Here is a 22,867-nt window from a genome sequence, read left to right as displayed (position 1 = left end):
GCCGGGGCCAGCCATCGGCGCGGCGACCGCTCGCGGACCACCGCGAGCGCGAGCGCGGCCAGGCCGGTGCCGGTCAGCGCGACCGCGAAGCTGAGCAGCGGCGCGCCGCCGAGACTCGCGATCGGCAGCAGCCAGCTGTCGGGCTGACCGAACGCGAGCCGGCCCCACGGGAAGCCGCCGAACGGGACACTCGCGCGCAACCACTCGGTGAGGGACCAGGCGCAGGCCAGCCACAGCGGTGCCCAGGGCAGCCGCGCCACCAGCACCGCGAGCACACCGAACAGGCCGAAGAACAGGGCCTCGACGGTGGCCAGGGCGAGCCAGGGCGCCGGGCCCACGTACTCCCCCACCCACGGCAGCAGCGGGACCAGGAAGCCGAGGCCCGCGAGGAACCCGTACCCGAAGCCGCGGCGCGGCCGCAGCGGCGCGCGGGTGAGCACCAGCACCAGCAGCGCCACCCCCACCGGCGCGAGGAACCAGGTCGGACGCGGCGGGAAGCTCGCGAACAGCAGCAGGCCCGCGACCACCGCGGCGAGGCTGTCGCGCAGGGTCGGCGCCACCCGCCGGAGCCGGCCGGGCGCCGGGCTCGACGGGACCGCCGGCCCGGCGTCGGTGGACGTGTCAGCGCTCATAGACGGTGACGCCGCGGTGCACGGTCTTACGGCAGACGGGACTCGGGCTGTCGGGCTCGAGGTGTGGGAGGGCGGGCACCCGGGAGCGGGGGTCCGTGGACCAGCGCTGCACGGAGTCCTTGGCGGCGCTGACCACCAGCTCACCCGCCTCCCAGATCACGTACGACGCGGGGGCGCCGGGGACCAGGGTGCCGGCCAGCCCGTCCCGGACGCCGCCGGCTCGCCAGGCGCCACGGGTGGCGGCGGAGTAGGCGGCCCGCGGGGACAGGCCGTGGCCCTCGGTGCGGTGGTTGACCGCGGCCCGCAGCATCGCCCACGGGTCGAGCGGGGTGACGGGGGCGTCGGAGCCGAGGGCCAGGGAGACCCCCGCCGCGGCCATCGCGGCGAACGGGTTGAGGGTGCGGGCACGCTCGGTGCCGAGCGCCCGGCTGTACATGCCGTCGCCGCCGCCCCACTGTGCGTCGAATGCCGGCTGGACGCTGGCGATCACGCCGAGCCGGCCCAGCGCGGCGGCCTGCTCCGGGGTGATCATCTCCAGGTGTTCGAGGCGGTGGCCGCGGGCCGCGACGGCGGGGGCGCCGAGTTCGTCGGCGACCCGCTCGAACGCCGCCACCACCGCGGCGACCGCGGCGTCGCCGATGACGTGGAAGCCGGCCTGGATCCCGGCCTGGGTGCAGGCGCTCAGGTGCGCCGCGATCGCGTCGACGTCGAGGTGGCAGGTGCCGGCGTGCGGGCGGTCCACGTAGGGCGCGCACAGCCAGGCGGTCCGCGAGCCGATCGCGCCGTCGACGAACAGGTCGCCGCCGAGTCCGTGCGCGCCGGTTCGGGCGAGCAACGCGGTGGCCTCCTCGGCGCTGGTGACGGCCTCGCCCCAGTAGGCGCGGACCTCGACACCGTGAGGGTGCGCCAGCAGTTCGGTCAGGTCGTCGAGGCCGGCGATGTCGGGGCCGGCGCACTCGTGCACGGCGACGACACCGTGCGCGGCGGCCAGGTCGAGGGCGGCGGTGCGAGCGGCGGCGCGCTGCTCGGGGGTGAGCAGCGACCGGGCGGTTGTCCGGGCCAGGTGGTGGTCGTCGCCGGTCACCGGCGCCTGATCGTCGTCGACCCCGGCGGCGCCGCGCAGCGCGGTGGAGCAGGCGGCCGAGTGCGCGTCGACCCGGGCCAGGTAGACCATGCGTCCGGGCGCGGCGGCGTCGAGTTCGGCGGTGGTCGGCGCGGCCGCGTCGGAGGCGGTCCAGCGGGTCTCGTCCCAGCCCTGGCCCCAGATCACGGCGTCGTCGTGGGCTGCGGCGTACGCGCGCACCAGTTCGAGGCATTCGCCGCGCGACGCCGCGGCGGCCAGGTCGAGGCCGGTCAGGGCCAGGCCCAGCGCGGTGGTGTGGACGTGCGCGTCGACGAATCCGGGGGTGACGAACGCCCCGTCGAGGTCGACGACCTCGGCGTCGGGGTGTAGCGCGCGGCCCGGCCGGTCCTCCCCGACCCAGACCACGATGCCGTCGGTGACGGCCATCGAGGTGGCGTCCGGGGCGGCCGGGCTGTAGATGCGTCCGTTGACCAGAAGTTGGGTGCTCACGGAGCCTTAGTCTGCCCGCCCCATCCGTCCTGGTCGCGCCCCGGGTACCGCCCGTCGGAATCCGGCAGCACGATCTCGCCCTCGATGGCGAGCGGATCCTCCGACTGCCTGCCGCCGTCGGCGCCGGGCCAGTACCGGAGATCCTCGCCGTCCACGGTGGCGTCGACGATCGTGTCCTCGACGACCACCCCGTCCACGACGGTGCGACGTCGGGTGTGGGCGTACACCCCGGCCCCGGCCTGACCGGCCGCGGTGGCCATCGCGACGCGGCGGCCACCGACCAGCAGCACCACCGGCCGCAGCACCCGGCGGGTGAGCGGGATCAACAGCAGCAACCCCAGCGCGGAGGTGACGAGCCCGGGGATGACCAGCAACACGGTGCCGGCCGCGACGAGGGCGCCGTCCGCCACCGCGCCACCGGCCGAGGCGGTCCCGGCGCCGGCGCGCCGGAACTGCTCGAACACGCGCTTGGCCTGGGAACGGACCAGCCACAGGCCGACCACCCAGCCGAGCAGGAAGAGCAGCACGGTCCACAGCACTCCGATGGTGCTGCCGACCCAGATCACGGCCGCCACCTCGACAGCGAGATAGAGCACGAGCAGCGCCGGGATCATGGCGTGGTCCTTTCGGTAGACGGTTCTGTCAGTCCAACGCGTGAGTATCCGAATTTTCTCCCGAACACTAACCCTCAAGTTGACATTGAGACATTCTGCGTGGTGCAGTGCACCTGGGCCGAGTTCCGGGACGACATTCCGAGATCGGCCGGTCGGGGCAGTCGTTCGTCACGTTCACCGCACCACAACGTCAGGAGTCACCATGCACCGGATCCTCCGCCGGATCGCCACCCTCACGGTCTCCGCTGCCGCCGCCACCCTCGTGTTCACCGGTACCGCGACGGCCGCACCGGCACCCGCGCCGGGATCGGACCTTGCCGGGCTGCTGGCCCAGGCCGGCGCGCAGTCCCCCGAGGCGCTGGCCGCGCTGCAGGGCATCCTCGGCGCGGCCGGGTTCCTGCCGGGACTGCCCCCGCTTCCGGAGTTCGGGGCCACCAAGACGCAGAACTTCTTCTACCCGGCGCCCACGCTGGGGTGCGGCGTCGCGGGCAACCCGCTGACCGTCACCGTCGCAACCGCGCAGGCGGGCCCGAACTTCCCGATCCCGCCGTGGATCGAGCGCGGCGACCTGCGCTTCCAGGCGCTGCCCGGGGTCCTCGGCATCCCGAAGACCTCGGGGCTCTCCGTTGCCTGGTTCAACGTCAACACCCTAAAGGGCGGTTTCGAGCCGCTCGACGACGCGCTGATGACGATTCCGACCATGTCCAAGACCGTCGCGACGGGCGAGGGCCAGGTCTTCGCGGCGCTCTTCGGCTCCGTCGACTACCTGGACGGGACCAACTGCATGGCGCTGCCGACCGTGGGCAGCTTCACCGCCTGACACCGGTGAGGGGGCCTACGAGCCGGGCGTGACCAGCCCGGTCTCGTAGGCCAGCACCACGGCCTGCACCCGGTCTCGCAACCCCAGCTTGGTGAGCATCCGGCTGACGTGTGTCTTGACCGTCGCCTCCGAGAGGTGCAGGCCCCGAGCGATTTCCGCATTGGACAGCCCGGCCGCGACGTGCTCGAGCACCTCGTGTTCGCGCTCGGTGAGCACGTCGAGGACCTCCGGGGCACGTTTCGGTGCCGGGTCGTCGCCGATCATCCGGGAGAGCAGTCGCCGGGTCACCTTGGGCGAGACCACCGCGTCGCCGGCCGCCACGCTCCGAATTGCGGAGATCAGGTCCTCGGGCGGGGTGTCCTTGAGCAGGAACCCGCTCGCCCCGGCCCGCAGCGCGCCGAGCGCGTGCTCGTCGAGGTCGAAGGTCGTCATCACCAGAACCCGGCTGGGGCAGTCGGATTCGAGGATCTGCTCGGTGGCGGCGATGCCGTCGACCACGGGCATCCGCACGTCCATCAGCACCACGTCGGGTTCGAGCCTGATTGCCGCGGCCACGGCGGCGGCGCCGTCACCGGCCTCCCCCACCACCGTGATGTCGTCCTGTGCGTCGAGCACCATGGTCAGGCCCACACGCATGAGCTCCTGGTCGTCGACGAGCAGCACGGTGATCGGCACGTCCACACCCTAGGGCACCGGCGAAACGTCCTCGCGACGAAGGCTGTCGGCGCCCAGAGCTGACCAGTGACCTGCCGGGGTTGACGGCTACCGCCCCGGTCGTCCGATCCGGCCTGCCGTTGCACAACGGCAGGCCGCGGACCGGCTCTGACACATCATGCGAGACGACGTCACTGGCCGGTCGTCCTGCACCTGTCGCGAACCTCGCGAATGCGTGCTGATCCAGATGGGTGCCCGAACAAGTGAGTGAGGCCGCGGCGAATCCGTAGTTCGTTGTGCCGCTTTCGATTCTTGGCGTTGTTACGAACATTGCGCAGGTCACAGGCGTGCGCCTATCGTGCGCCACACGAGGGACAAGGCTCCCGCCGGTGCAGTGCGACGAGGATGGGGATTCGAAGGATGGACGTAGCGACGTACGCCAGGTTCCTGCCAGAAAGTTACCGATCGGCTCGCCGCGAACCGGAATCGACGTGGTGGCAGTGGCGTGACACCCGCGTCCACATCGCGCGCGCCCGCAACCCGGAGGCACCTGTGCGCATCATGGGAATCCACGGTGCCGGCGGCCACTCGATGGCTCTGTGGCCCTTCGCGGCGCTGGCTGCAGACGAAGGAGTCGACATCCTCTTCCCGGACATGCCGATCTACGGCCTCACCGTCGAACCTCGGCCGGCACGCGTTCGCTACCGAGACTGGATCGACCTCCTCTGCGACCTGGTCACCGCCGAACGAGCCGGCGACCCGCGTCCGCTGATTCTCTTCGGGGCGAGCATGGGCGGGATGATGGCGTACGAGGTCGCCGCCCGCACCGGTCAGATCGCCGCGGTGCTCGCGACGTGCCTGCTCGACACGGCCGATACAGAAGCCCGGGCGGCCGCGGCCCGCTGGAGTCTCGCAGGCAAGGCCGCACCCACACTCCTGCCACCCATCGCGCGGGTAGCCGGCAACCTACGACTACCGATCAAATGGCTCGTCCGGATGAACCAGATGAGCAACAACCCCGACCTGTCACGCCTGTGCGGCTCCGATCCACGTGGAGGTGGGGTCCGGGTCCCCATCGGATTCCTCGCCGACTGGTTCACCTACCCACACACCCCACCCGAACGGTTCACCGCCGCCCCGGTCACGCTCGTCCACCCCGCAGCCGACCGGTGGACCCCGCCGCGGGCAAGTCAACGGTTTCTCGACTGCATCTCCGCACCGACACAGTCCGTTCTCCTCGAGAACTGCGGACACTTCCCGATCGAGGAACCCGGTCTGAGCCAGCTGGCCACCGCAGCGCGATCCGTCGTCGCTGGAGTCGTCGAACAGGCGTAGCCGCCTCGCCCGGGCGTCACCCCTTCGACGGGTCGGCTGGCTGGCCGCCGCGCGGCGCGGCCCGCAGCTCCGAAACCTGTTCACGCATGGCCGCCTCTGCGGTGCGGGCCTGGCTGGCCTCGACCCGGGCCCGCTCGAGGTCGTCTCGGAGCGCGTCCGCACGCTCACGGGCGGTGGTTGCGGCCGCCCGTTCGAGATCGACCGACTTCTCGAGCCGGGCGGTGGTCGACGCCGCCGTGGCCGCGGCCTGCTCGGCGGCTCCCCGCAGGTCGGCGATGCGTTGCTCGGCGGCGGCGCCGACCTGTACGAGGCGTTGCTCCGCCGCGGCGCCGGCCCGCTCGGCGTGCTGCTCGGCGGTGGCCCGGGCCTGCTCGGCCGCCTCGGCCCTGGAGCGGGCTTCGTCGAGTTGGCCGAGGAGTGCGGCGATCTCCGTCCGGGCGGCGGTCAGACGGGTCTCGTGGTCCGCCTCGACCGCGGCGGCGCGGTCCGTTGCTGTCCGTAGCTCCTCCGCGTGTGCCTGCTCGCGCCGTCCGGTCTCCTCCTCATGGTCGCGTGCGAGGCGTTCGAGCTCGAGCCGATGCTCGGCGACGGCCTCGGTCAGTTCGGCGTCGACCGCGTCCACGGCCGCGTCCGCGTTCGCGCGGTCCTCCACGGCGGCATCGTGTCTGGCCCGCAGCTCCGCCAGGTCCGCCTCGTACTTCGCTGTCGACTGGGCGAGTTCGACGTTCGCCCGGTGGATCGCGGCGTCGAGCGCGTCCGGGTCGGTGAGCTTGTCCACGGCGGCGGTGATCTGGCGGGCGAACACGTTGAACTGCTCGATCGACGTGGTGGTGACGGTCCGGATGTCCTCGAGCGTCCGTTCGAGCGTCCCGACGGCCTCGCTCGGTGTGGCGGATTCGATGGCGTCGAGGTCCCCCTGCTGTTCGCGGGCCTTCCTGCGCAATCGAAACGCCCGGACGCGGTCCGCGTCGCTCTCGTACTTGCGGGGCCGGCCGGGCCGCGCCCGCGGCTCCTCTCGTCCGTCGCCCTCCGTCGTGTCGCGGTCCGTCGGTTCGTCGGTGGGCATGTCGTCCCCTGTTCGTTCGTCGTCGTGACAGCGCACCCTCGGAAATCCCGGCTGCACCCTGTTTAGTTACGTTACAGGACAGGAAACGTAACAATGTGTGTAATGAAACGTTGATTCTTGATCGTCATAATCCCCACTTATCGTGAGTTACCGTCCTGGCATTCGGATCCGGCGCCGGCGACCCGATCGCCCGCACCCGGACCCGTCACCACCCCCGGCAAAAACTGTGCACCTGCCGACTGCCCCATCGACGGGAGTCGGCCCGCCGTAGTTCGCTCACCGATTACCGGAACCGAGCCACCCGGCGACTGGGTGATACGGATCCGCCGTCAGACGCGCCGGCCGAAATCAGATCCCCGGCGCCCCGAGCGACTCCCGATCAGCGCTGCGACTCCGTTGTCGGCACTCCCTCAGCACGGGCCCTCCTTGCTCATTCGACACCGATGCGGCGCCTGTCGATCCGAGATGTTGGTGGCCGACAAGGAATCCCGGCATCCCGCTGCACACGACCGATCCACTCGCCTACCGTGACTGTCATGCGGGGTAGGAGCAGATACGTCACTGTGACGGCAATACTCGCGACCGTGTCAGCGTCGGTCGTCGGATGCGGGGTGCCTCAACAGCCGGAAGACCCGCGGCCGCCCACGCCGACTGCCGGTCCTTCGAGCGGAGCATGGCTCGAGGTCACCGGAGCCTGGCCCGAGAGGGTCACCCTTCCGCCCGAAGCGAGCCCCGAATGCATCCGCTACAGCGGCCCTCACGCCGGTGCGGCGCGCAGTTTCACAGCGAAGACCAGCGATTTCGCGGAGTACGACGCCGGCGGCGAAAACTCCGGACGAGATTTCGACGTCCAAGTCCATGTCCCCGACGTCTCCTCGTACCCCGATGACCCGCCGTCCGTGACCATCGTCTTCTCGGACAAGCAGGGCCGCCACTTCCGCATGGGCGCGGAGGACGGCCAGGGCGCGACGATCACCGCGAACGACCACGACACCGCGGTGACGTTCGAGGTGACCGGCGACGCGACCAGCATCGATGCCGACCCGGTCCTGATACGCGCCGCCGGTCAGATCCACTGTGAGTCGTTCGTCGACAAGTAGCGGAAGTCCAGCGCCGACCGATGCGTTGTGGTGCCCGACCTGTAGGCACCAGACGCCGGCAATCAGGTCTTGTGCGATCAGTCACAGGACCGATTCAGTGGGTGGTGAATCGACGCAGCGGGAAGGCCGCCGGTGCTGAGCACCGGTGAAGGTGCCTTCGTCCCTTGAAGGCGCGGCGTAGGTTGCTCAGCCACTGCTGGTTTCGTTCCTGGTTGCGTGCTCGGCGGCCCCCGCCGGCAGCAGTGAACCGCAGTCGGAGCCAGCGGTGTTCCGAGTGAACCGCGGGGCCGGCCCACGCGAGCTTCCACCGCTCCCGAAATCGCCGAAGGGAACTCCAGTCGGCGCCGTGGTCACACTGGACGGGCTGTGGGCCGGCTACGCGTCCACGACCGACAGGACCAGGATCGGGTATTCCGTCGACCCGACGGACGGAAGGCGGTACTACACCGCCACCTCGCAGGCGATGGACGATTTCCGCGGATCCGAGAACTATCCCCGCCAGGACTACTACACGGTCGTAGTCTCCGTCGGAGACAAGGACTCGCACGGTGACGACGAGGAGGAACCCGCCGTCGTGTCGGTGACCATCATGTTTGCCGATGAAACAGGCACTCTCGTCCAGATGTTCAACCCGGACAGCGACAGCATCGCAGTGCGGTCGAGCGACGACGGCCGAGTCGTCGACTTCTCGATGATCAACGCCGCCCCGGGCAACCGCGGCTCGGGTTCACCGACCACTGCCGTAGGAACCATCAGCTGCCCGCAATAGACCGAATTCGAGGACGACAACGTCGTCGTCTCCACAGCGCTGCGCAGCCGCGGAAGTTCCTCACCACCGCCAGCCCCCTGTCCGCGGCGGCTCCACTCTGATCGACTCCACCGGCCGTCCCCTTCGGCGATCGTCAAACAGGCACCGAGCCGGAGCTCGAGTGTGGATCGACCCAAGGTCGAACCGGCGGTGAACTCATCGGGACGGTCAAACTGCGGCAGGCTCGTAACGCCGAACGCTGCGTGTCCTATAGACAGACTGTCCATTACCGATTGTTGGGGAGGCAATTCGAAATGAACCGCACGATGCTCGTCGCAGCGGGCGCACTGGCAGTCGGCATCGGAACCGTCTTGGCGCCCGGCGCAGCGGCACAAGATATCGGCCTACGCGATTACCCGTGCAGCGACCAGTTTCGGGTGCCGTGGGTCCTCGACGCATGGAACGGCACCAATAAGGTAGCGTTCAGCCCCTTCGGAACCGACAACATCCACTGCGTCTCCTTCCACGGAATGACCGTTGCGTACCAGCTCGATCCGGAAGGAAAGAAGCACGCCCTCAACCCGCCGTCGGGGTTGATCGGCGCCTTTGCAGGTCAGCTCTACTTCTGGGATCCAGCAACGTCCTGACCGGGCGAACGAGGGTGCGCGATCGCGGACGGCGGGGTTGGGGGCTCGGCGTCGCCCGTGGCGGAACCTCAATGCGCCGGGTAGTGCAGCGAAGCGAGTAGCTGCCCGTGCAGGTTGGCGTTCGAGTACAGGCCGCCGCCCCGATCGTTCGCATGTCCACCGGTTCGATCGGTGAAGCGGCCGCCGGCTTCTTCGACGAGGAGAACCCACGGCGCGTGATCCCACTTGTGGTAGCGCTCGGCCAAGAAGGCATCGATTTCGCCGCGAACGAGTTCGACCAGCGGTAGTGGGCTCCCCGGTGCGTGAGCGGCACTCGGTGGGAGTCGGGCTCGGGACTCGTCATCCACAGCATCGAGCAAGGCGTCGGCGAGCGTCGCCGTCGTATTGACCTGGAGGCGGCGCGTCTCGCTCTCCTCGCGTGGCCAGGACGACTCGAAGGAACCGCCGCCCCGGGTTGCCCACCAACAGCGCCGCAGCGCAGGAGAGGTGACGACCGCGACTTGGGTGGTCCCTTGAACCTCCAAGGCAATGTGGATTCGCCAGTTCGGATCACCCTGACTGAAGAACCCGGTGCCATCGATCGGGTCGAGGATCCAGACCCGATCGGACTCACCGAGCTGACCGAGTTCCTCACCGAAGAATGCATCGTCCGGCCGTTCCCCCGACAACGTCTCCCGGAGCAAGCGCTCGACTGCCCGGTCGGCTTCGGTGACCGGTGTGCCGTCGTCCTTCAGCGTTGCCGAAACGCCAGACTCGAAGTGAGCGAGCGCGAGTTCCGCAGCCAAGTCCGAGGTGTCGAACGCGAGTTGGAGGTCATCAACGCTGCCCATCGCGTGGATACTAGGACGTCCCGTAGGAGGAGCCCGAACCAGGGCGGTTCCAGCGACAACCGCGACCAGGCCGGGAAGGCAGTAGGCCCGCCACCTCAAATCCGAGGGCAGCGCCCCCGGATTCGGACCCAGGACGCCTGTTGCGCCCCAGACCTCGCCGGTGTGGAGGGCGGCCCACTGCCTGCCGCTGAACCTGACAATAGCCGCATCGCCCGACAGGAACGAATACGGGAGATTGGCGTCGGTTACGTTGCCGCATGGGGAATACAGGGGGCCTGATCCGATTGCCGTCGACGTGGAATCGGGAGGGCAGACCGATGACGATCGACCGAGTGAAGTGGCGGGTTCGACGCATCCGAGGCCACGGCGCCGGCCACTTCGCGTGGTGCGATGGATCTTCGTCGGCCTGGTCTCGGTAGTCGTTGTGCCGTTGCGATTTCAGCGGGTGTCCATTGGTGGCAGACGCCTCGCGACAAGACGGCCATCGAAGATGGCAATCGGCTCCGACCACCGCCATGTCGAGGTGGACGGGCGCCGGATGATTGTCGCGGTCCAGGGTTCCAGACCGCGAACCGTCGTCCTGATGCCGGGCCTGGCAACGCCGGAGCCGATCCTCGGCTTCGCCCCGCTGGCGCGGCGCCTGGCCGAGCAGAACGCCGTCGTCACCGTCGAACCCTTCGGGCTGGGCCTCAGCGATGGCACCGACGCCCCGCGCACCAGCGAGGCGATCGATAAAACTCTGCGAGAGCGTCCCGTCGCAACGCTTCCCGGGGGCTTCCCGAGCAACACGTCGACCTCGACGAGGCCAGTTGCGCTGACTAGTCAGAATCCGCCAACGGCCACCGAACTGAAAGTGGGGCGATGAGGCTATCCGCAGTGGTACCCGTCTTGGCCGTTGCAGCGCTCGCGTCAGGTTGTGGGTCGTCGGCTCCTGCGGATGATCACAGTGAGCAGATCGCTTCCGTAGACGAGGTGAGTCAAGCCCCAGTCCCAGGACCAGCAGTAGTGCAAACCAGAACAGCCCGAACGCTGTTCACACCGAGTTCACGGACGAACCCGGTGGAGATTTCACCGGCCTCGATCGCGGTCGACCCGACAATCAACCACGTTTACGTCGGATCCTCTAGCCAAGAAGGTGGCCGGTGCGAACTCCCCGAACTCGAGCTGCCGGCTGATCACCCGGTAGCGGACGGTGCCGTACACCGACACCAGCAGGCCCGCGGCGAGCAGGATGATCCCGGCGGCGACGGCGTGGCCGCCGCGGTCCGGGGCGAACTTCGCGACCGCCACCCCGAGTGCGGCGACACTGATCCCGGTGCGGTGCCACGCGAGACACTCGTTCATTCGCGAGGTGGTCACGGGCGGTGCTTCCGGTGTTCGGCTGGGTGGGGCCGAAGGTGTTGTGGCGCATGCACTCTTCCCGACTGCCGGGTGCGGCGTCCGAAACGCCGACGATCGTGCTTCGGAGCGGTCCGGAGCCGCTTTCCTCGCAAGGGAAAGCCCTCCACTCGCGCTCAACGCTCTTTCCGTATCGGACACTCCGTCGGTGCCGGAGATCAGCCCACCACGGTTTCCGGCCCGGTCGACGTCGCCGAGTCTTCGATCGCCTCGATCGAGACCGGTGAGAGCTGCTTGTCAACGTAGCGCGTGACGTTCTTGTCACGACGGATGGCCTTCCACGACCCGGCCCGGTAGATCGCCAAGACCTCGGTGTTCTTGAAGATTGTCAGCACGCCGTCCACTATCGAGGCATCATTGCCCTCGGGGATCAGGTCGACGCCGTCGTCATTCTCCAGGTGAACGATGTACCCCGTCGGCAATTTCTTGTCCATGTTCCGAGCCTTTCGCCCAGCGGGCTGTCGTACCGGATCGAAATGAAAAGGCCGCCCGTCACATCGAATCCGAGGGAGCCCCTTCACGATGGCACCGGTCGCCGGCTCGCCCGCCTTGATCTGGCCGTCGACAGCGCCGAGTGCAGCCTTGCATGTCGTGCCGCCGCCCGCGCGAGCCGAGAACCACAAGGGGTTGACGTTTGCGCTGCTCTTGACGCCAGGCATCGTGGCGGTCACCTGGTAGAGCCTACTCGGGAGAGGGTATGCCGTACTGCGAGCGCGACGAGGCCGCCTGAGCACCGGGACCCGGAGTCCGCCGGCCGTCCACCGCGCCCGGGCGGGTGAGATCAATCCATCGAGAAGACCGGAGGGTCTGACTTCGACTGTGGAGGTGCATGCGCTCCCCCCGCCGGGCCGTCCGGGGCCGGCTCGACGATCTCGTGTCCGAACTCGCCTCTCCGGGCCACAACCCTCATGCGGCAGCAGTGATCCTGTCCCCTGAATTCCTCACGCGTGCTCAGGGCCACGATGCCAGGTGACCAGAAGAGAGCGTGACCAGCTCGCGAACGACAGCAGGGATGAACGCACCGACCCCGCCCGCCCGATCCCGCTCCTACCGGCGGCGGAAGAGCGATCTGAGCGCAGCGGCAACGCGTGCGACGCGGATCGATGCACTTCGAAGTCGGGATCGGCCGCCCATCGCCTCCGACAGGCCGGGCATCAGGGGTATCTCGCCGTCCACCCCGGGACGATAATGGGGTCCACCACCAGGTGACGGCGCTCCACACGCCCGCTCGGCGAGGACAGTCGACTCCCACACGGGTGTCGGCTGGAATGGAATCGAGAGTGACCACCCATGACAACAATCACCAGGCGTGCGGTCATCGCAGCAGCCGCCATCGCCCTGTTCACGGCTCCGGGCGTCGCAACGGCCGCCCCACACATGCACGGCGATCCGAACACACCAGGGACGCAGGTTCAGTTCCACAACGACCCGGGCGATTCCAACAGCTACACGTGCGGCGCATTCGGAGCAGGCGGGGCAGGAGTCGGATCGAACCCCGACGGTGGAACCGGCCAGGTCAACGGCACCTTCGGGTCGGGACCCGTCCAGGGAGGATGCGTCGGCAGCGACGGATCGGTCTACTTCCCCACCGGCAACGCCGAGTGACCCCGAAGGGCCGGGGCACGTGCTCGAGCCCTCACGACATCAGTCCATACGCGGAGGGCAGCTAGGCGCCTGCCCGTCTCGTCTCTGCTTATCCGCTTATCCGCATTTCCTGTTCGAGGCGCGACTGGTCGGGGAAGCGCGCGGCCGAACCAGCGGGGCCGCCCGGCCCACTGCGCACCCGAACCACCGGTTGGAGGAGGTGGGTCGAGATCGCCTTCGTGAAACCCGGTGACCATGACGGCTGTCAGCGGACACGAGGAAGTCCGGGTGCGATGTGATCGCACCGGACACTGCCCATGTCGCTTACACGGACGATCGTCGGGTCCGAGGGCCGAGAAAGGCGGACCAGGACACGACCTCGGGATTCTGTTTGAGCAGTGCCCGACGCTGCCGTTCAGTCATGCCGCCCCACACCCCGAACTCGACACGCTTGTCGAGCGCATACGCACCGCACTCCATCAGCACCGGGCAGTGCCGACACAGGAGCGGGCCTTGCGTTGGGCTGCACCCCGTACAAAAAGTTGGTCGGAGTGACCATTCCGACACAACGCCCGCGTTCTCCAGTTCAATCCGTCGACGTCGTATTCGATGCGGGTATGCCTCGTGGCGTCGCTCATGCGAATCGTTCCCCCCTCGAAGACCGTACGGAATCGGCCTGCAACAGTGGAAACACCGCCAGGCTACGCAGCCGCGCCGCCCAGCCCAGGAGCCGACCGGGACCGGCGCCGCCGTTACACCAGTGACTTGGACTTGATCGCTTGAAACTCCGGCTCGGTGATCGCGCCGGAGTCGAGCAACGCCTTCGCATCCGCGACCTGCCGAGCCGGAGACTGCCCGGTCACCTCGCGGATGTAGCAGTCCTGGGCCTGCTGACCTGGTGGAAGGCCGACGCGGACCGCTCGGTCATGCCCTCGTTCCGCACGATCAGGTAGATCAGCGCCGACAGGAACGGGATCAGGAACAAGAACACGAGCCACAGGGCCTTGAGCCACCCGGACATCTGGTGGTCCCGGAACAGGTCGGTGATGATCTGAAACAGCACCATCAGGTATGCCACGAACAGGAAAGTGACGGCGACGAACCAGAAGAAATCCCAGAAGCCGTCCCTTGGCGGTGCTCCGTCCACTCGGTGGTGCGGTTGGGAGGCCAGGATTCTGGCCTTCTCGGTGTTGAACTCCTGATCGGTCAGCACCCCGTGATCGCGGAGTTCGCCGAGTTGTTTCAGAGCGGAGATCCGGTCGACACCCGGCGCCGACGGGGGCGGGGGCGCCGGCTGCGGCGGGAACTGCTGCGCCGGTGATGACTCGTACTGTGCCGCAAGCTGTTCGTCAGCCCACCGTTTGACCCTGACGGCGCGAGACCCGATTGGACACTGCCACCCGACCCTTTTCGAGCCTAGGACTCGGTGCCGGCGGGGGTCGACGAGACCCGGGCCGCGCTCCGGGAACTGGGACTGGACGGCTCGTACGTCCTGATGCCCCATTCGATTTCGGGCCTGTACGCGATGTGGGGTGCCACCCACCACCCGGACGAGGTCGCCGCAGTGGTGGGCCTGGACGACGAGCGCTACACCTCTGACGGCGCCCAGAACTCCCCGGACTGGCCGAGCAGCGAGACGAGGATTGGTCGCGGCTGGCCGCACGGGGTCCGGTCAGTTTCGACAAGTACGCGCGACTGCGGTTCGTCCCGGACCCGAGCTGTCCGGGGCAGAGCGAAAACGACGCCCACCGCGATCCGGATGTCCTGTCCGACAACGAACAACTCGGTGTCATCCTGGCCGACCTGGCCCGATACACCGGCACACCTGATGATTGCTACATCTGCATCTGGGATGGGTGGCCGAGCTTCCACGGCGACGATCCGACGCCGAAGGTCTCGATCCCGAACCGCGACTACTTTCTCTTCCACGGAGCGCTCACCGACTTCGCCGACTGGGACGCCCAGATCGAGACGCTGCTGCACGACATCGAAGCTCCCACCCCGGCGTTCGTGTGGCCGGCTGATCACGCCTGGTGTGTGACGTGCGACGTCGATCCCCGCATCGACGACGAGAACCAGGTCCGGGGCATCAATCCCGAAGGGACACGCTCACCGGACGCCGCATGTACCGCGGCCGGACCGGCGCAGTGCGAGTCGCGATGGCCGCGGTTGCGCCGATCCTTCCGGTCGCGATCACAGGCCCCGCCTCAACCCGTCGGTCCGGTGGTGGCGCCGTCGCGTGGTGGTCGAAATCCTTCCGCCCTTCGACCTCGATCCCTACCGGAGGGCTGACACCGGTGGTGTCCGTGAGGCAACCGACGCGCTGATGCGTGCCACTGCGTCGAGGACGGACCAGGAGTATGTCGATGCGTACGCGGAGTCGTGGACCGACTCCATCAGCCAACTCGATGCAGCATGACGTGACGACATCGACAACAGCGGCGCGGACGATGACTGGTATTACCGAAGCAGGCACGGACCGTGCGTTCGTGCGCCAGAGCCGCATCACAACTCGCCGTTTCAGTGAGTGCGCCGCCAGCGCGAGGTCTTCCATTCGACCATCTGCGAACTTCACGCACTCGCCGAGCGCGACTGTGTACGTGACTGGCGTCGCCGAGATTGCCGACTTCCTGCTTCAACGTTCGATGCTGTGCCAAACTTGGAACAAGTTCTAGTTTGGCAGATGTGACGCAGACTCGTTCGCACCAACGCACAGGAGCGCCGTGGCCTACTTCGAATGCAGAGACGACGGATTTCATCCGCTCCCCTTCTCCCAAAGTCAGTGGTCCCCGGACTCGATCAACGGATCAGCCCTGGCGGGATTGACCGCTCACACGGTGGAATCGGCCTGCGGCGCACCCGGATACCGCCCGGCAAGATTCACCCTGGACATCTTCCGACAGCCGACGTTCTCGCCCTTGCAGACCGACACCACGGTGGTTCGGGAGGGACGCAGCATCCGCATCGCCGATGTGGTCGTACGACAGGGCGAACGCACCGTGGCGCGAGCATCCATGGTGTCGATCCGACCGACTCAAGATCCGCCGGGTTCGCGGTGGCACCCAGAGAACGAGTCGATGACCCCGCCCGAACCGCTCATCACGGCACTACCCCAGCCGGGCATTCTCTGGGGCAGCGACGAGCACCCCGACCGGTGGAGCCTCTCGATGCCAGAACACCAGAACGCCGGCAGGAAGCGCCTGTGGTTCGACCAACCGCAGCTAATTTCCGGCACCGACAACACCCCGTTCGTTCGTGCCGCCATGGTCGGCGAACTCACCAACACGCTGACCAGCTGGAGCGATCGCGGAATCGGATTCATCAACCGCGACGTGACGATTCTCCTGACACGACTGCCGATCAGCCCGGTCGTCGGGATCGAGGCCGACAACCACATCTCCGACAATGGCATCGCCGCCGGAGCGGCGACGATGTGGGACAGACACGGCCGGTTCGGGATCAGCCTGGTCGGCTCCGTCGCCCACCTGGCCGGCAGCCTGAATTCAGCGAGCGGCCCCGAACCATGGGAAGAATCCGATCGCTCCTACCAACCCGATTTCGACTCAACTCACTAGCCACAATCGTCCCGATGGACAACTATGTGTCCGATCCCAGTCGGTCCTGGAACCACGTCAGGCGCTCTGCACCTGCACGAAATGCTCGACCGTGGGGAACGGGGTGTAGAAGTGGTGCAGCAGCCGACGCCACTCCTGGTACTGGGCAGATCCACGAAAGCCCTCGGTGTGATCCTCGAGGCTTTGCCAATGCACAAGTAGCAGGTAGATGCTCGGTCGCTCCAGACATCGCGACAGGGTCAGGTACTGGTAGCCGGGCATGCCCGCGATGATTTCCTTGGCCTCCGCGAAGGCTGCCTCGAAGTCATCCTCCTCGCCGGGATTGACCGACAGCAGTGCGTGCTCCAGGACCATTCGCCGATGATCGCACACGCGTTCCGGGGCCGCGGAGGCTGACGTGGCCCGATATCCAGGCCGAATGTCCTTCGGGCAGTGCGGTGTGCGACGGGGATACGGTTGGGCACGGAAGCCGGCCCAGCCTCCATGATCACTGGGTTCACCCTGTCGGCAATCTGACCGCGCGACCAGGGCGCCCGACTCGGTCCTCGACCGCACCGAGGGCGTCAATATCGTTCTGGTCAGCGAGAACACGAAGGAAGGACGACTGCAGCTTCGGGGCGACGATCTGCGAGTTCCACCTATCGGTGAAGGGGGTGCGGGGCCTCGTTCATGTCTTGGCCTGCGTACCAATCTGTGGATCGACGGAAGCTAGCATCGTCACCGCCGGGCGATTCGCCCGGTTCCGATCGTCGTCTGGAGGTTGCGCTGTGAGCGCATTGTCGAACCCGAACACGTTGCCGCCCTATGCCACCCTGCCCGAGCTGCCCCTCGACGAGGACGGCCGCGCCGAGCTGACCCGGCAGATCTGGGATCAGCTGATCACCGGCCGAGACGACGCGGACGATTTCATCGACATCTACGGCGACGAATACGACCTCACCGACGAGCAGCTCGGGGCGGCGTTCGACGCTCTCCGCGCCGCGCGGCTGCGCCAGCAGACGGAGCTCGGCGCGTACACCTCCCGCACCATCGCCGCGTTCGAGGAGCTCAACGCCAACGGCGTCCTCGCCCGCGCCGACTTCACCTGCTGCGGTACCTGCGCGTCCGGCGAGATCTGGGGCGAGCTCGACGACAGCCGGCACTGGAAGGGCTACGCCTACTTCCACCAGCAGGACACCGAACGTCTCGTCGTGGACGGCGAGACCCACATCGGCTACGGCGCGTTCCCGCCCGAGGACTTCGACGAGGCCACCTACGGCGCGCTCAGCGATGACGTGAAGGAAGACCTCTACACGGCCGACGTGACGCGCCTGCTCGACGACGTGATGTTTCCCGTCTTCCGGCGGCACGGCATAGAGCCGGAATGGAATCGCGACCTGGGCACGAGGGTGCTGCTCAGGAACGCCGACTGGTACGACCCGATCGAGGCGTGACGCCCGGTCGAATGGGAGTAGCCGCGGGACCGGATCGGTCGGGAGGCGGGCGGACACGATTCCGAACGGTTTCCTAGGATCACGTGCGTGCCTAAGCAGGATTCCTCCAGAACTCGCGCGCGCGACATCGATCGCGCCCAGACCTGCGGGCTGCTCGACGCCGGATACGGTGAGGGACAGCTCGACCCGGCCGAGTACGAGGCACGCACCGCCGCGGCGATGAAGGCCAAGACGCTCGGTGAACTCGACGCGCTGGTCTCGGACCTGCAGATCCCCGAGCATCTCGTCGAGGCCACACGCGCGAAGGCGCCCGCACCGACGCCGAGGCGGCGGGTTCCCGGACGCGTTGTGGCCGCCGTCGTCGCCGCGGTCCTGGCGGTCGGCGGTACCCTGGCCTTCGCCACCCGCGGGGACGACGCGGCACCCGGGACCACCGGCGCCGCCCGGCAGGCTCCCGTCCCCGCGCCGATCCCGACGGGCGAGCCACAGCCGATCGTGGTCGAGCCGATCGATCCCCTCACCACCGACGGAGTCCGCGAATTCGTGCGTCAGCTCGGGGCGAAGTTCGAGGAGGATCTGCGGGTGGACGAGGTGATCTTCTACTCCAGCTACGTGTTCGTGACCCGGATGCTCGAGGACCAGCCGCACCGCGAACAGGATTGGAGCTTCCGCGGCGGCTTCGCCACCTCAGGGGATCCGGAGTCACGTTCCCTCGACACCGACACGGTCGATCTCGCAGCCCTCGACATCGACCGGCTCGGCGAGCTGATCACGACGGGGGCGGGCCTGGTCGGGATCCCGGCGGGAAAGGTGGAGCACATCTTCGTGCGCCCCGATTCGTCGACCGGCGAGGGTCTGGTCAGCGTGTTGTTCCAGGACAAAGACGATCGACGGGGAATGGTGGACACGCGACTGGACGGCACGGTCGTCGACGTCTCCAAGGCCGAGGGACGATGACCACACCGAACAGCCGGCGCCCTCGGGCCTCGGCACTGCGGCTGCGCGCCCGCGGCGTCGACCGCGCAGCGGTGCGCAACGCACTCGACTCGGCGTTCGCCGACGGCCAGCTGAGCGACGGCGAGCACCGGAATCGGGTCGAGGCAGCCGGGTCGGCGCGCACGCTGGCCGACCTCGATCGACTCGTGCGGGACCTGCAGGTGCCTGCGAACCTGTGGGAGAGCGTGAGCGCGCCGTCACCGCCGCGGAGCACCCGCTGGGCCGTCGCGCTCGCGACCGTCGTCGTCCTGGTTTGCGGAATCGTGGTGGTCACGTCGAGTCGGAACTACGACGATCCGGCCGCCACCCCCGCTGGAGCGCAAGCGGAACTGACCACCGCGGCGGGTCTCGGGCGGATGCTCGACGCGATAGCCCACCAGCTGGGCGACTCAGAGGTCGACGGGCTGACCGTCTACCCCGACTACGCGACCTTCTCGCGCGCGGTGCCCGGCCAACCCGGCCGCGAGCAGTCGTACCGGTACGAGGTGGAGGACGGGCAGGCCCGGATCACGGACAACGGAACCTCGCCCCGCACCGAGGGCGTGCCCGTCGACCTCGCGGAGCTGCGCCCGAACGTTCCCCAGCTGATCGGGCTGCTCTACGGCGCCGATCGCACGCTCGGCGTGGACAATCCGAGCGACGTCTACCTGATCGCAGACCGCGGGGACGACGGACCGGCCGTGGGCATCTACCTGCGGAACGAGGACACGGGGGCGCAGGGCTTCCTGACGGTCGGCTTCGACGGCACCGTCCGCAGCGTCCGCCGAAGCGACCGGTAGTTCCTCGACCTGCAGGCGAAACCGTGCAACGGCCCTGCCCGACACCGGGCTGTTCGATGACAAGGAGACCCCATGAACAGCGTGTCCTGGCGCACCCACCTCGCCGAGGTCGACTGGCCGACACTGGAGCACGCGTACGGCGACGCGAGCGATGTGCCCGGCTGGATCGAGGCGCTCGCCGGCGCGGAGACAGTCGAGGAGTCGCTGCACGAGCTGTGGGCGGCGGTGTTGCATCAGGGCACCCTCTACGACTCGACCGCGCCGGCGATGACGTCGATCGCGGCGCTGCTCGGCGCACGGCAGACCGCGGATGCGGAGAGCACGGCGTGGTTGCTGCTGATGTTCGACGACGCGGTGCGCGACTATGAACAGGTCGAGCTGGACGACGCCGAGACGGCCGCCCTCGTCCGGTCGGCCCGGGACTCGTTGACCCGGATCGCGGCGCTCGTGCGACCACTGATCGTCGACGACGGCCCGGAGGCCGCCGCCGCGGCACTGCTGCAGGCCGCGGCCCGCACGGCCGATTCCGCCGCTCTCGAGACGCTCGCGGCGCGGGCGGGCGCACGCCCGGCGGCGCAGGTCGAGCAGGCATGTGTCGCCGCGCTCACGACGCTCGGTGTCGATGTCTCTGCCGCTCTCGCGGACGGGGATCCTGGCCTGGTGACGGCGGCGACGCTTGCGCGGATCGCGGCCGGGGGCAGTGAGACCACCGATCTCGACGCGCTCGTGGCGGGATGGGAGCTCGCCGTCGAGGTTGCGCCTGGCATCGCGTTCGGTGTCGGAAACCTCCCGGAGTGGTTGAGCGCGGTCAACCCGGAGGCATCGGCTGTCGTACTCGCCGCGCTGCCGGCGCCGGACGAGGCGACGATCGCGGGGCTCGTCGATGTCGTCATCGGGTCCCGGAGCAACGCTCCGGCGGCGGTCCGTCGCCTGCTCGCACTCGCGGCGCTGCCTGAGGCCACGCCGGAGGCAATGATCGCGGCGCTCCGGCAGTGCCCACCGACACCCGAGGTCTGCGACCTGCTCGTCGCCCTCGCCGAGCGGGTCACTGCCGGCGGCACCTCCGCCATCGGGTCGAGCACCTTCGACACGGACGCTCGGGCAGATTCCGCCTTCGCCCTGCTGCGCGCCGGCGACGGACGCTGGGCTCGCCCGATGGCTCAGGCCCTGCTCACCAACCCCGCTGCGCGCGGCCTCATGGTTGCCACCTCCGCGTCGGGGCGTTCCGCGCTCGGCTACGCGCTCGTGCGCGAACACGCACCGTCCGCCACCATGCTCATCGCCGGCATCCGGCAGGCGCTGCGGCAGGAGCCTCCTGCCGATCCGTCCCGCGACGGCGCCGGACACCTCATCGAGTTGCTCGCCTCCTGGCCCGCCGAGGCCACCGCCGACGCGCGGCCCGAGGTCCGGGAGCTGCTCGCTCTCGCGCCGAAGCAGGCCGCAGACACGCTCGCGACGTGGGGCGACACCGCCAGCCTCGACCGCGTCCGCGAGGCGACCGTCACCGGCGACGCGACCGTGCTGCTCGCTCTCGCACGCTTGACGAAGGACCCGGATGACTTCCGTCGCGTCCTCGACGCCGACCTCGAACACAAGGAGTCCGCGGTGCTCGCGCAGTGGGCCGACCGCACCGACCCGCGCTTCCTCGACTGGTGCCGCAGCCTCGTCGGCACGAAACCCGCAACGAGCGACTTCCAGCGAGCTGACCAGCTCGCCTCACTACGCATCCTCGCCGCCTTCGACTCGGGCGAGGCCGCAACCGGCTGGCCCGTGCTTCGCCGCATCATCGACGCCGGTCGCGGCCCGATCGAAGAAGCCATCGGCCTAGCACTCGACTGGCGCGCCCAGCAGTTGCTACCGCCCGAGGCGCACACCGACTTCGAGGCGCTGCTCGCCGACCTCGTCGTCACCGACCGCAAGAACTACAACGGCCCGCTCGTCAAGACCAGCACCGCCGCCGCGATCGCCCTCCTCGACCTCGGGCTGCCCCTGCCCGGCACTCCCGCACGAATCGTGAAGGTCGTCGCGGGTGCCGTGACCGACCGGTGGGCGCGCGACCTCGGCCTCCGGCTCACCGAACGGCTGGCGGGCGCACCGGCAACGGTCCGCCGCGCGGTGGCGAAGAAGCTCCGCTCCCTCGTGGACCGCGACGAGCGCTTCGACTCCAGCGGAGACATCGCTGTCGAGGATGAACGCGCCCTTGCCCGCCTGCGCCCGCTCCTGCACGACCTGGAGGCCGAATGAATCCCGACACCCCGATCCGGACACTCTCGCCCCCGCATGACGCGACGAACCGGGCCCTGCTCAGGACGCGAGACGAGTGAAGGCCCCCCATCCCCAGGGGGCCTTCACTCGCTTCACCAGCGTCGCCTCGACGCTCAGGAGACGAATTCGCTGTCAGCGTTTCAGACGCCGACGCAGTCTCCTCGGTACTTCCCCTGCCCGGCTACGGGCGGCTACCACCCTCCCGACTTGGCGAAGAACGGCTGGCCCTTCAACGCAGGGTCGGTCACCGCGAGCCCGACGTTCCCGCTGGGGTGCGAGGCGGCTTCCTCGAGGAACTGCTGGCCGGTCACCGGAGTCCAACCCGTTCCGGTGTTCCACACCGAGTTCGACGGAAGTGACACACGCCAGTTGTCGCCGTAGACGAGGTTGATCAGGTCCCCCGCGCGCAGCTGCGCGGCCAGAACCGTTTCCTCGTGAGTCAGCACGACCCCGACGTACCCCTTGCCGCTGACGGGCGTCGCGGCGCTCGCGGTCCCGGCCCCTGCGGCGAGGATGGCTCCGGTCGCCGCCACACTGACGGCAGTAATGGATGCAGCGCGCTTGATGCTCATAAGTCGATTCCCTCCGTGTGTCTTTCGGTGGCACACCCCAGCGCGGCCACCCTTCTCGGGCCGCTGTGCCGGACACTCATCGGACCGTAGCATCAGCTAATTCACAGATAACCACGGTGTCGACCGAAGAAAGCGCCCGCAACTGCCGTTTACCTGCGTACTTCGACTCCGAGCTGGGGTTGCACACTGAGCGTGACGGTGATCGAGCTAACATTTGACTGCCCCGATGCCGCCGTCAGGTGACGA

At 68.5% G+C, this 22,867-nt stretch carries 21 protein-coding genes and 4 pseudogenes; 12 read left to right on the top strand and 13 right to left on the bottom strand.

Annotated features, from left to right (window positions below; translation table 11 throughout):
* From AC1DWC_RS02330 to AC1DWC_RS02320, 3 genes and pseudogenes are all read right to left on the bottom strand, one after another.
* Positions 1 to 632, bottom strand: a pseudogene (locus tag AC1DWC_RS02330) (apolipoprotein N-acyltransferase); the annotation flags it as partial.
* Positions 622 to 2,205 (bottom strand): amidohydrolase, encoded by a 1,584-nt coding sequence (locus AC1DWC_RS02325; protein WP_477905787.1) that lies wholly within the window; start codon positions 2,203 to 2,205, stop codon positions 622 to 624. The pseudogene AC1DWC_RS02330 and the gene AC1DWC_RS02325, both read right to left, overlap by 11 nt.
* Positions 2,202 to 2,819: an FxsA family protein gene (locus AC1DWC_RS02320; RefSeq protein WP_477905786.1), complete on the bottom strand. Its 618-nt coding sequence runs from the start codon at positions 2,817 to 2,819 to the stop codon at positions 2,202 to 2,204. The genes AC1DWC_RS02325 and AC1DWC_RS02320 overlap by 4 nt, the downstream gene beginning before the upstream one ends.
* 202 nt (positions 2,820 to 3,021) lie before the next feature.
* On the opposite strand from AC1DWC_RS02320, the gene AC1DWC_RS02315 reads away from it, so the two are divergent.
* Positions 3,022 to 3,639 (top strand): hypothetical protein, encoded by a 618-nt coding sequence (locus AC1DWC_RS02315; RefSeq protein WP_477905784.1) that lies wholly within the window; start codon positions 3,022 to 3,024, stop codon positions 3,637 to 3,639.
* Between the two features lie 15 nt (positions 3,640 to 3,654).
* Here AC1DWC_RS02315 and AC1DWC_RS02310 read toward each other — a convergent pair whose 3' ends face one another.
* Entirely contained in the window at positions 3,655 to 4,314 is a 660-nt protein-coding gene (locus AC1DWC_RS02310) for a response regulator (protein WP_072844651.1), read from the bottom strand.
* 399 nt (positions 4,315 to 4,713) lie between these two features.
* On the opposite strand from AC1DWC_RS02310, the gene AC1DWC_RS02305 reads away from it, so the two are divergent.
* Positions 4,714 to 5,628, top strand: coding sequence for an alpha/beta hydrolase (locus AC1DWC_RS02305; RefSeq protein ID WP_477905783.1), 915 nt, complete (start codon positions 4,714 to 4,716; stop codon positions 5,626 to 5,628).
* Between the two features lie 16 nt (positions 5,629 to 5,644).
* Here AC1DWC_RS02305 and AC1DWC_RS02300 read toward each other — a convergent pair whose 3' ends face one another.
* Entirely contained in the window at positions 5,645 to 6,694 is a 1,050-nt protein-coding gene (locus tag AC1DWC_RS02300; RefSeq protein ID WP_477905781.1) for a hypothetical protein, read from the bottom strand.
* A gap of 899 nt (positions 6,695 to 7,593) precedes the next feature.
* On the opposite strand from AC1DWC_RS02300, the gene AC1DWC_RS02295 reads away from it, so the two are divergent.
* The 3 genes from AC1DWC_RS02295 to AC1DWC_RS02285 all read left to right on the top strand — a co-directional run bounded on the left by AC1DWC_RS02295 (position 7,594) and on the right by AC1DWC_RS02285 (position 9,189).
* Complete coding sequence (locus AC1DWC_RS02295; RefSeq protein ID WP_477905779.1) at positions 7,594 to 7,794, top strand: hypothetical protein; 201 nt, start codon at positions 7,594 to 7,596, stop codon at positions 7,792 to 7,794.
* A gap of 346 nt (positions 7,795 to 8,140) precedes the next feature.
* Positions 8,141 to 8,563, top strand: coding sequence for a hypothetical protein (locus AC1DWC_RS02290; RefSeq protein WP_477905777.1), 423 nt, complete (start codon positions 8,141 to 8,143; stop codon positions 8,561 to 8,563).
* Between the two features lie 293 nt (positions 8,564 to 8,856).
* Positions 8,857 to 9,189: a hypothetical protein gene (locus tag AC1DWC_RS02285; RefSeq protein WP_477905775.1), complete on the top strand. Its 333-nt coding sequence runs from the start codon at positions 8,857 to 8,859 to the stop codon at positions 9,187 to 9,189.
* Positions 9,190 to 9,257: 68 nt separating this feature from the next.
* Here the strand turns inward: AC1DWC_RS02285 and AC1DWC_RS02280 are convergent, their stop codons facing one another.
* On the bottom strand, positions 9,258 to 10,019 hold the full coding sequence (locus tag AC1DWC_RS02280) for an inositol monophosphatase family protein (RefSeq protein WP_477905773.1): 762 nt from the start codon (positions 10,017 to 10,019) through the stop codon (positions 9,258 to 9,260).
* 385 nt (positions 10,020 to 10,404) lie between these two features.
* Here AC1DWC_RS02280 and AC1DWC_RS02275 point away from each other — a divergent pair, with 385 nt between their 5' ends.
* Positions 10,405 to 10,884, top strand: coding sequence for an alpha/beta fold hydrolase (locus AC1DWC_RS02275; RefSeq protein ID WP_477905771.1), 480 nt, complete (start codon positions 10,405 to 10,407; stop codon positions 10,882 to 10,884).
* Between the two features lie 203 nt (positions 10,885 to 11,087).
* Here AC1DWC_RS02275 and AC1DWC_RS02270 read toward each other — a convergent pair whose 3' ends face one another.
* Both AC1DWC_RS02270 and AC1DWC_RS02265 read right to left on the bottom strand, forming a co-directional pair.
* On the bottom strand, positions 11,088 to 11,378 hold the full coding sequence (locus tag AC1DWC_RS02270) for a YidH family protein (RefSeq protein WP_477905769.1): 291 nt from the start codon (positions 11,376 to 11,378) through the stop codon (positions 11,088 to 11,090).
* Positions 11,379 to 11,575: 197 nt separating this feature from the next.
* On the bottom strand, positions 11,576 to 12,088 hold the full coding sequence (locus tag AC1DWC_RS02265; RefSeq protein ID WP_477905767.1) for a hypothetical protein: 513 nt from the start codon (positions 12,086 to 12,088) through the stop codon (positions 11,576 to 11,578).
* A 619-nt stretch (positions 12,089 to 12,707) separates the two neighbouring features.
* Between AC1DWC_RS02265 and AC1DWC_RS02260 the strand changes: the two genes are divergently transcribed.
* A complete protein-coding gene (locus AC1DWC_RS02260; RefSeq protein WP_477905765.1) occupies positions 12,708 to 13,022 on the top strand; it encodes a hypothetical protein in 315 nt (104 codons plus the stop codon).
* Positions 13,023 to 13,325: 303 nt separating this feature from the next.
* On the opposite strand, the pseudogene AC1DWC_RS02255 reads toward AC1DWC_RS02260, so the two are convergent.
* The 3 pseudogenes from AC1DWC_RS02255 to AC1DWC_RS02245 form a co-directional block, all read right to left on the bottom strand.
* Positions 13,326 to 13,591, bottom strand: a pseudogene (locus AC1DWC_RS02255) (WhiB family transcriptional regulator); the annotation flags it as partial.
* A gap of 162 nt (positions 13,592 to 13,753) precedes the next feature.
* A pseudogene (locus AC1DWC_RS02250) lies at positions 13,754 to 14,067 on the bottom strand (SHOCT domain-containing protein).
* 114 nt (positions 14,068 to 14,181) lie between these two features.
* A pseudogene (locus AC1DWC_RS02245) lies at positions 14,182 to 14,505 on the bottom strand (SHOCT domain-containing protein); the annotation flags it as partial.
* 1,219 nt (positions 14,506 to 15,724) lie between these two features.
* Between AC1DWC_RS02245 and AC1DWC_RS02240 the strand changes: the two are divergent.
* On the top strand, positions 15,725 to 16,576 hold the full coding sequence (locus AC1DWC_RS02240; RefSeq protein WP_477905763.1) for an acyl-CoA thioesterase domain-containing protein: 852 nt from the start codon (positions 15,725 to 15,727) through the stop codon (positions 16,574 to 16,576).
* Positions 16,577 to 16,633: 57 nt separating this feature from the next.
* Here AC1DWC_RS02240 and AC1DWC_RS02235 read toward each other — a convergent pair whose 3' ends face one another.
* Positions 16,634 to 16,930 (bottom strand): antibiotic biosynthesis monooxygenase family protein, encoded by a 297-nt coding sequence (locus AC1DWC_RS02235; protein WP_477838896.1) that lies wholly within the window; start codon positions 16,928 to 16,930, stop codon positions 16,634 to 16,636.
* A gap of 413 nt (positions 16,931 to 17,343) precedes the next feature.
* On the opposite strand from AC1DWC_RS02235, the gene AC1DWC_RS02230 reads away from it, so the two are divergent.
* The 4 genes from AC1DWC_RS02230 (at position 17,344) to AC1DWC_RS02215 (ending at position 22,028) form a co-directional block, all read left to right on the top strand.
* On the top strand, positions 17,344 to 18,009 hold the full coding sequence (locus AC1DWC_RS02230) for a DUF6891 domain-containing protein (protein WP_477905761.1): 666 nt from the start codon (positions 17,344 to 17,346) through the stop codon (positions 18,007 to 18,009).
* A gap of 87 nt (positions 18,010 to 18,096) precedes the next feature.
* Positions 18,097 to 18,966: a DUF1707 SHOCT-like domain-containing protein gene (locus AC1DWC_RS02225; protein ID WP_477905759.1), complete on the top strand. Its 870-nt coding sequence runs from the start codon at positions 18,097 to 18,099 to the stop codon at positions 18,964 to 18,966.
* Positions 18,963 to 19,784, top strand: a complete 822-nt coding sequence (locus tag AC1DWC_RS02220) for a DUF1707 SHOCT-like domain-containing protein (protein ID WP_477905757.1) — start codon at positions 18,963 to 18,965, stop codon at positions 19,782 to 19,784. The genes AC1DWC_RS02225 and AC1DWC_RS02220 overlap by 4 nt, the downstream gene beginning before the upstream one ends.
* 72 nt (positions 19,785 to 19,856) lie before the next feature.
* Positions 19,857 to 22,028, top strand: coding sequence for a hypothetical protein (locus AC1DWC_RS02215; RefSeq protein ID WP_477905755.1), 2,172 nt, complete (start codon positions 19,857 to 19,859; stop codon positions 22,026 to 22,028).
* A 212-nt stretch (positions 22,029 to 22,240) separates the two neighbouring features.
* Here the strand turns inward: AC1DWC_RS02215 and AC1DWC_RS02210 are convergent, their stop codons facing one another.
* Positions 22,241 to 22,582 carry a hypothetical protein gene (locus AC1DWC_RS02210; RefSeq protein WP_477905753.1) on the bottom strand — a complete coding sequence of 114 codons (342 nt, stop codon included), beginning with the start codon at positions 22,580 to 22,582 and terminating at the stop codon, positions 22,241 to 22,243.
* Between the last annotated feature and the right edge of the window lie 285 nt (positions 22,583 to 22,867).

This window comes from Rhodococcus sp. P4_C10, assembly GCF_056402135.1.
The sequence above is the reverse complement of the archived record's forward strand: the minus strand, read 5'-3'. Positions and strand labels throughout refer to the sequence as shown.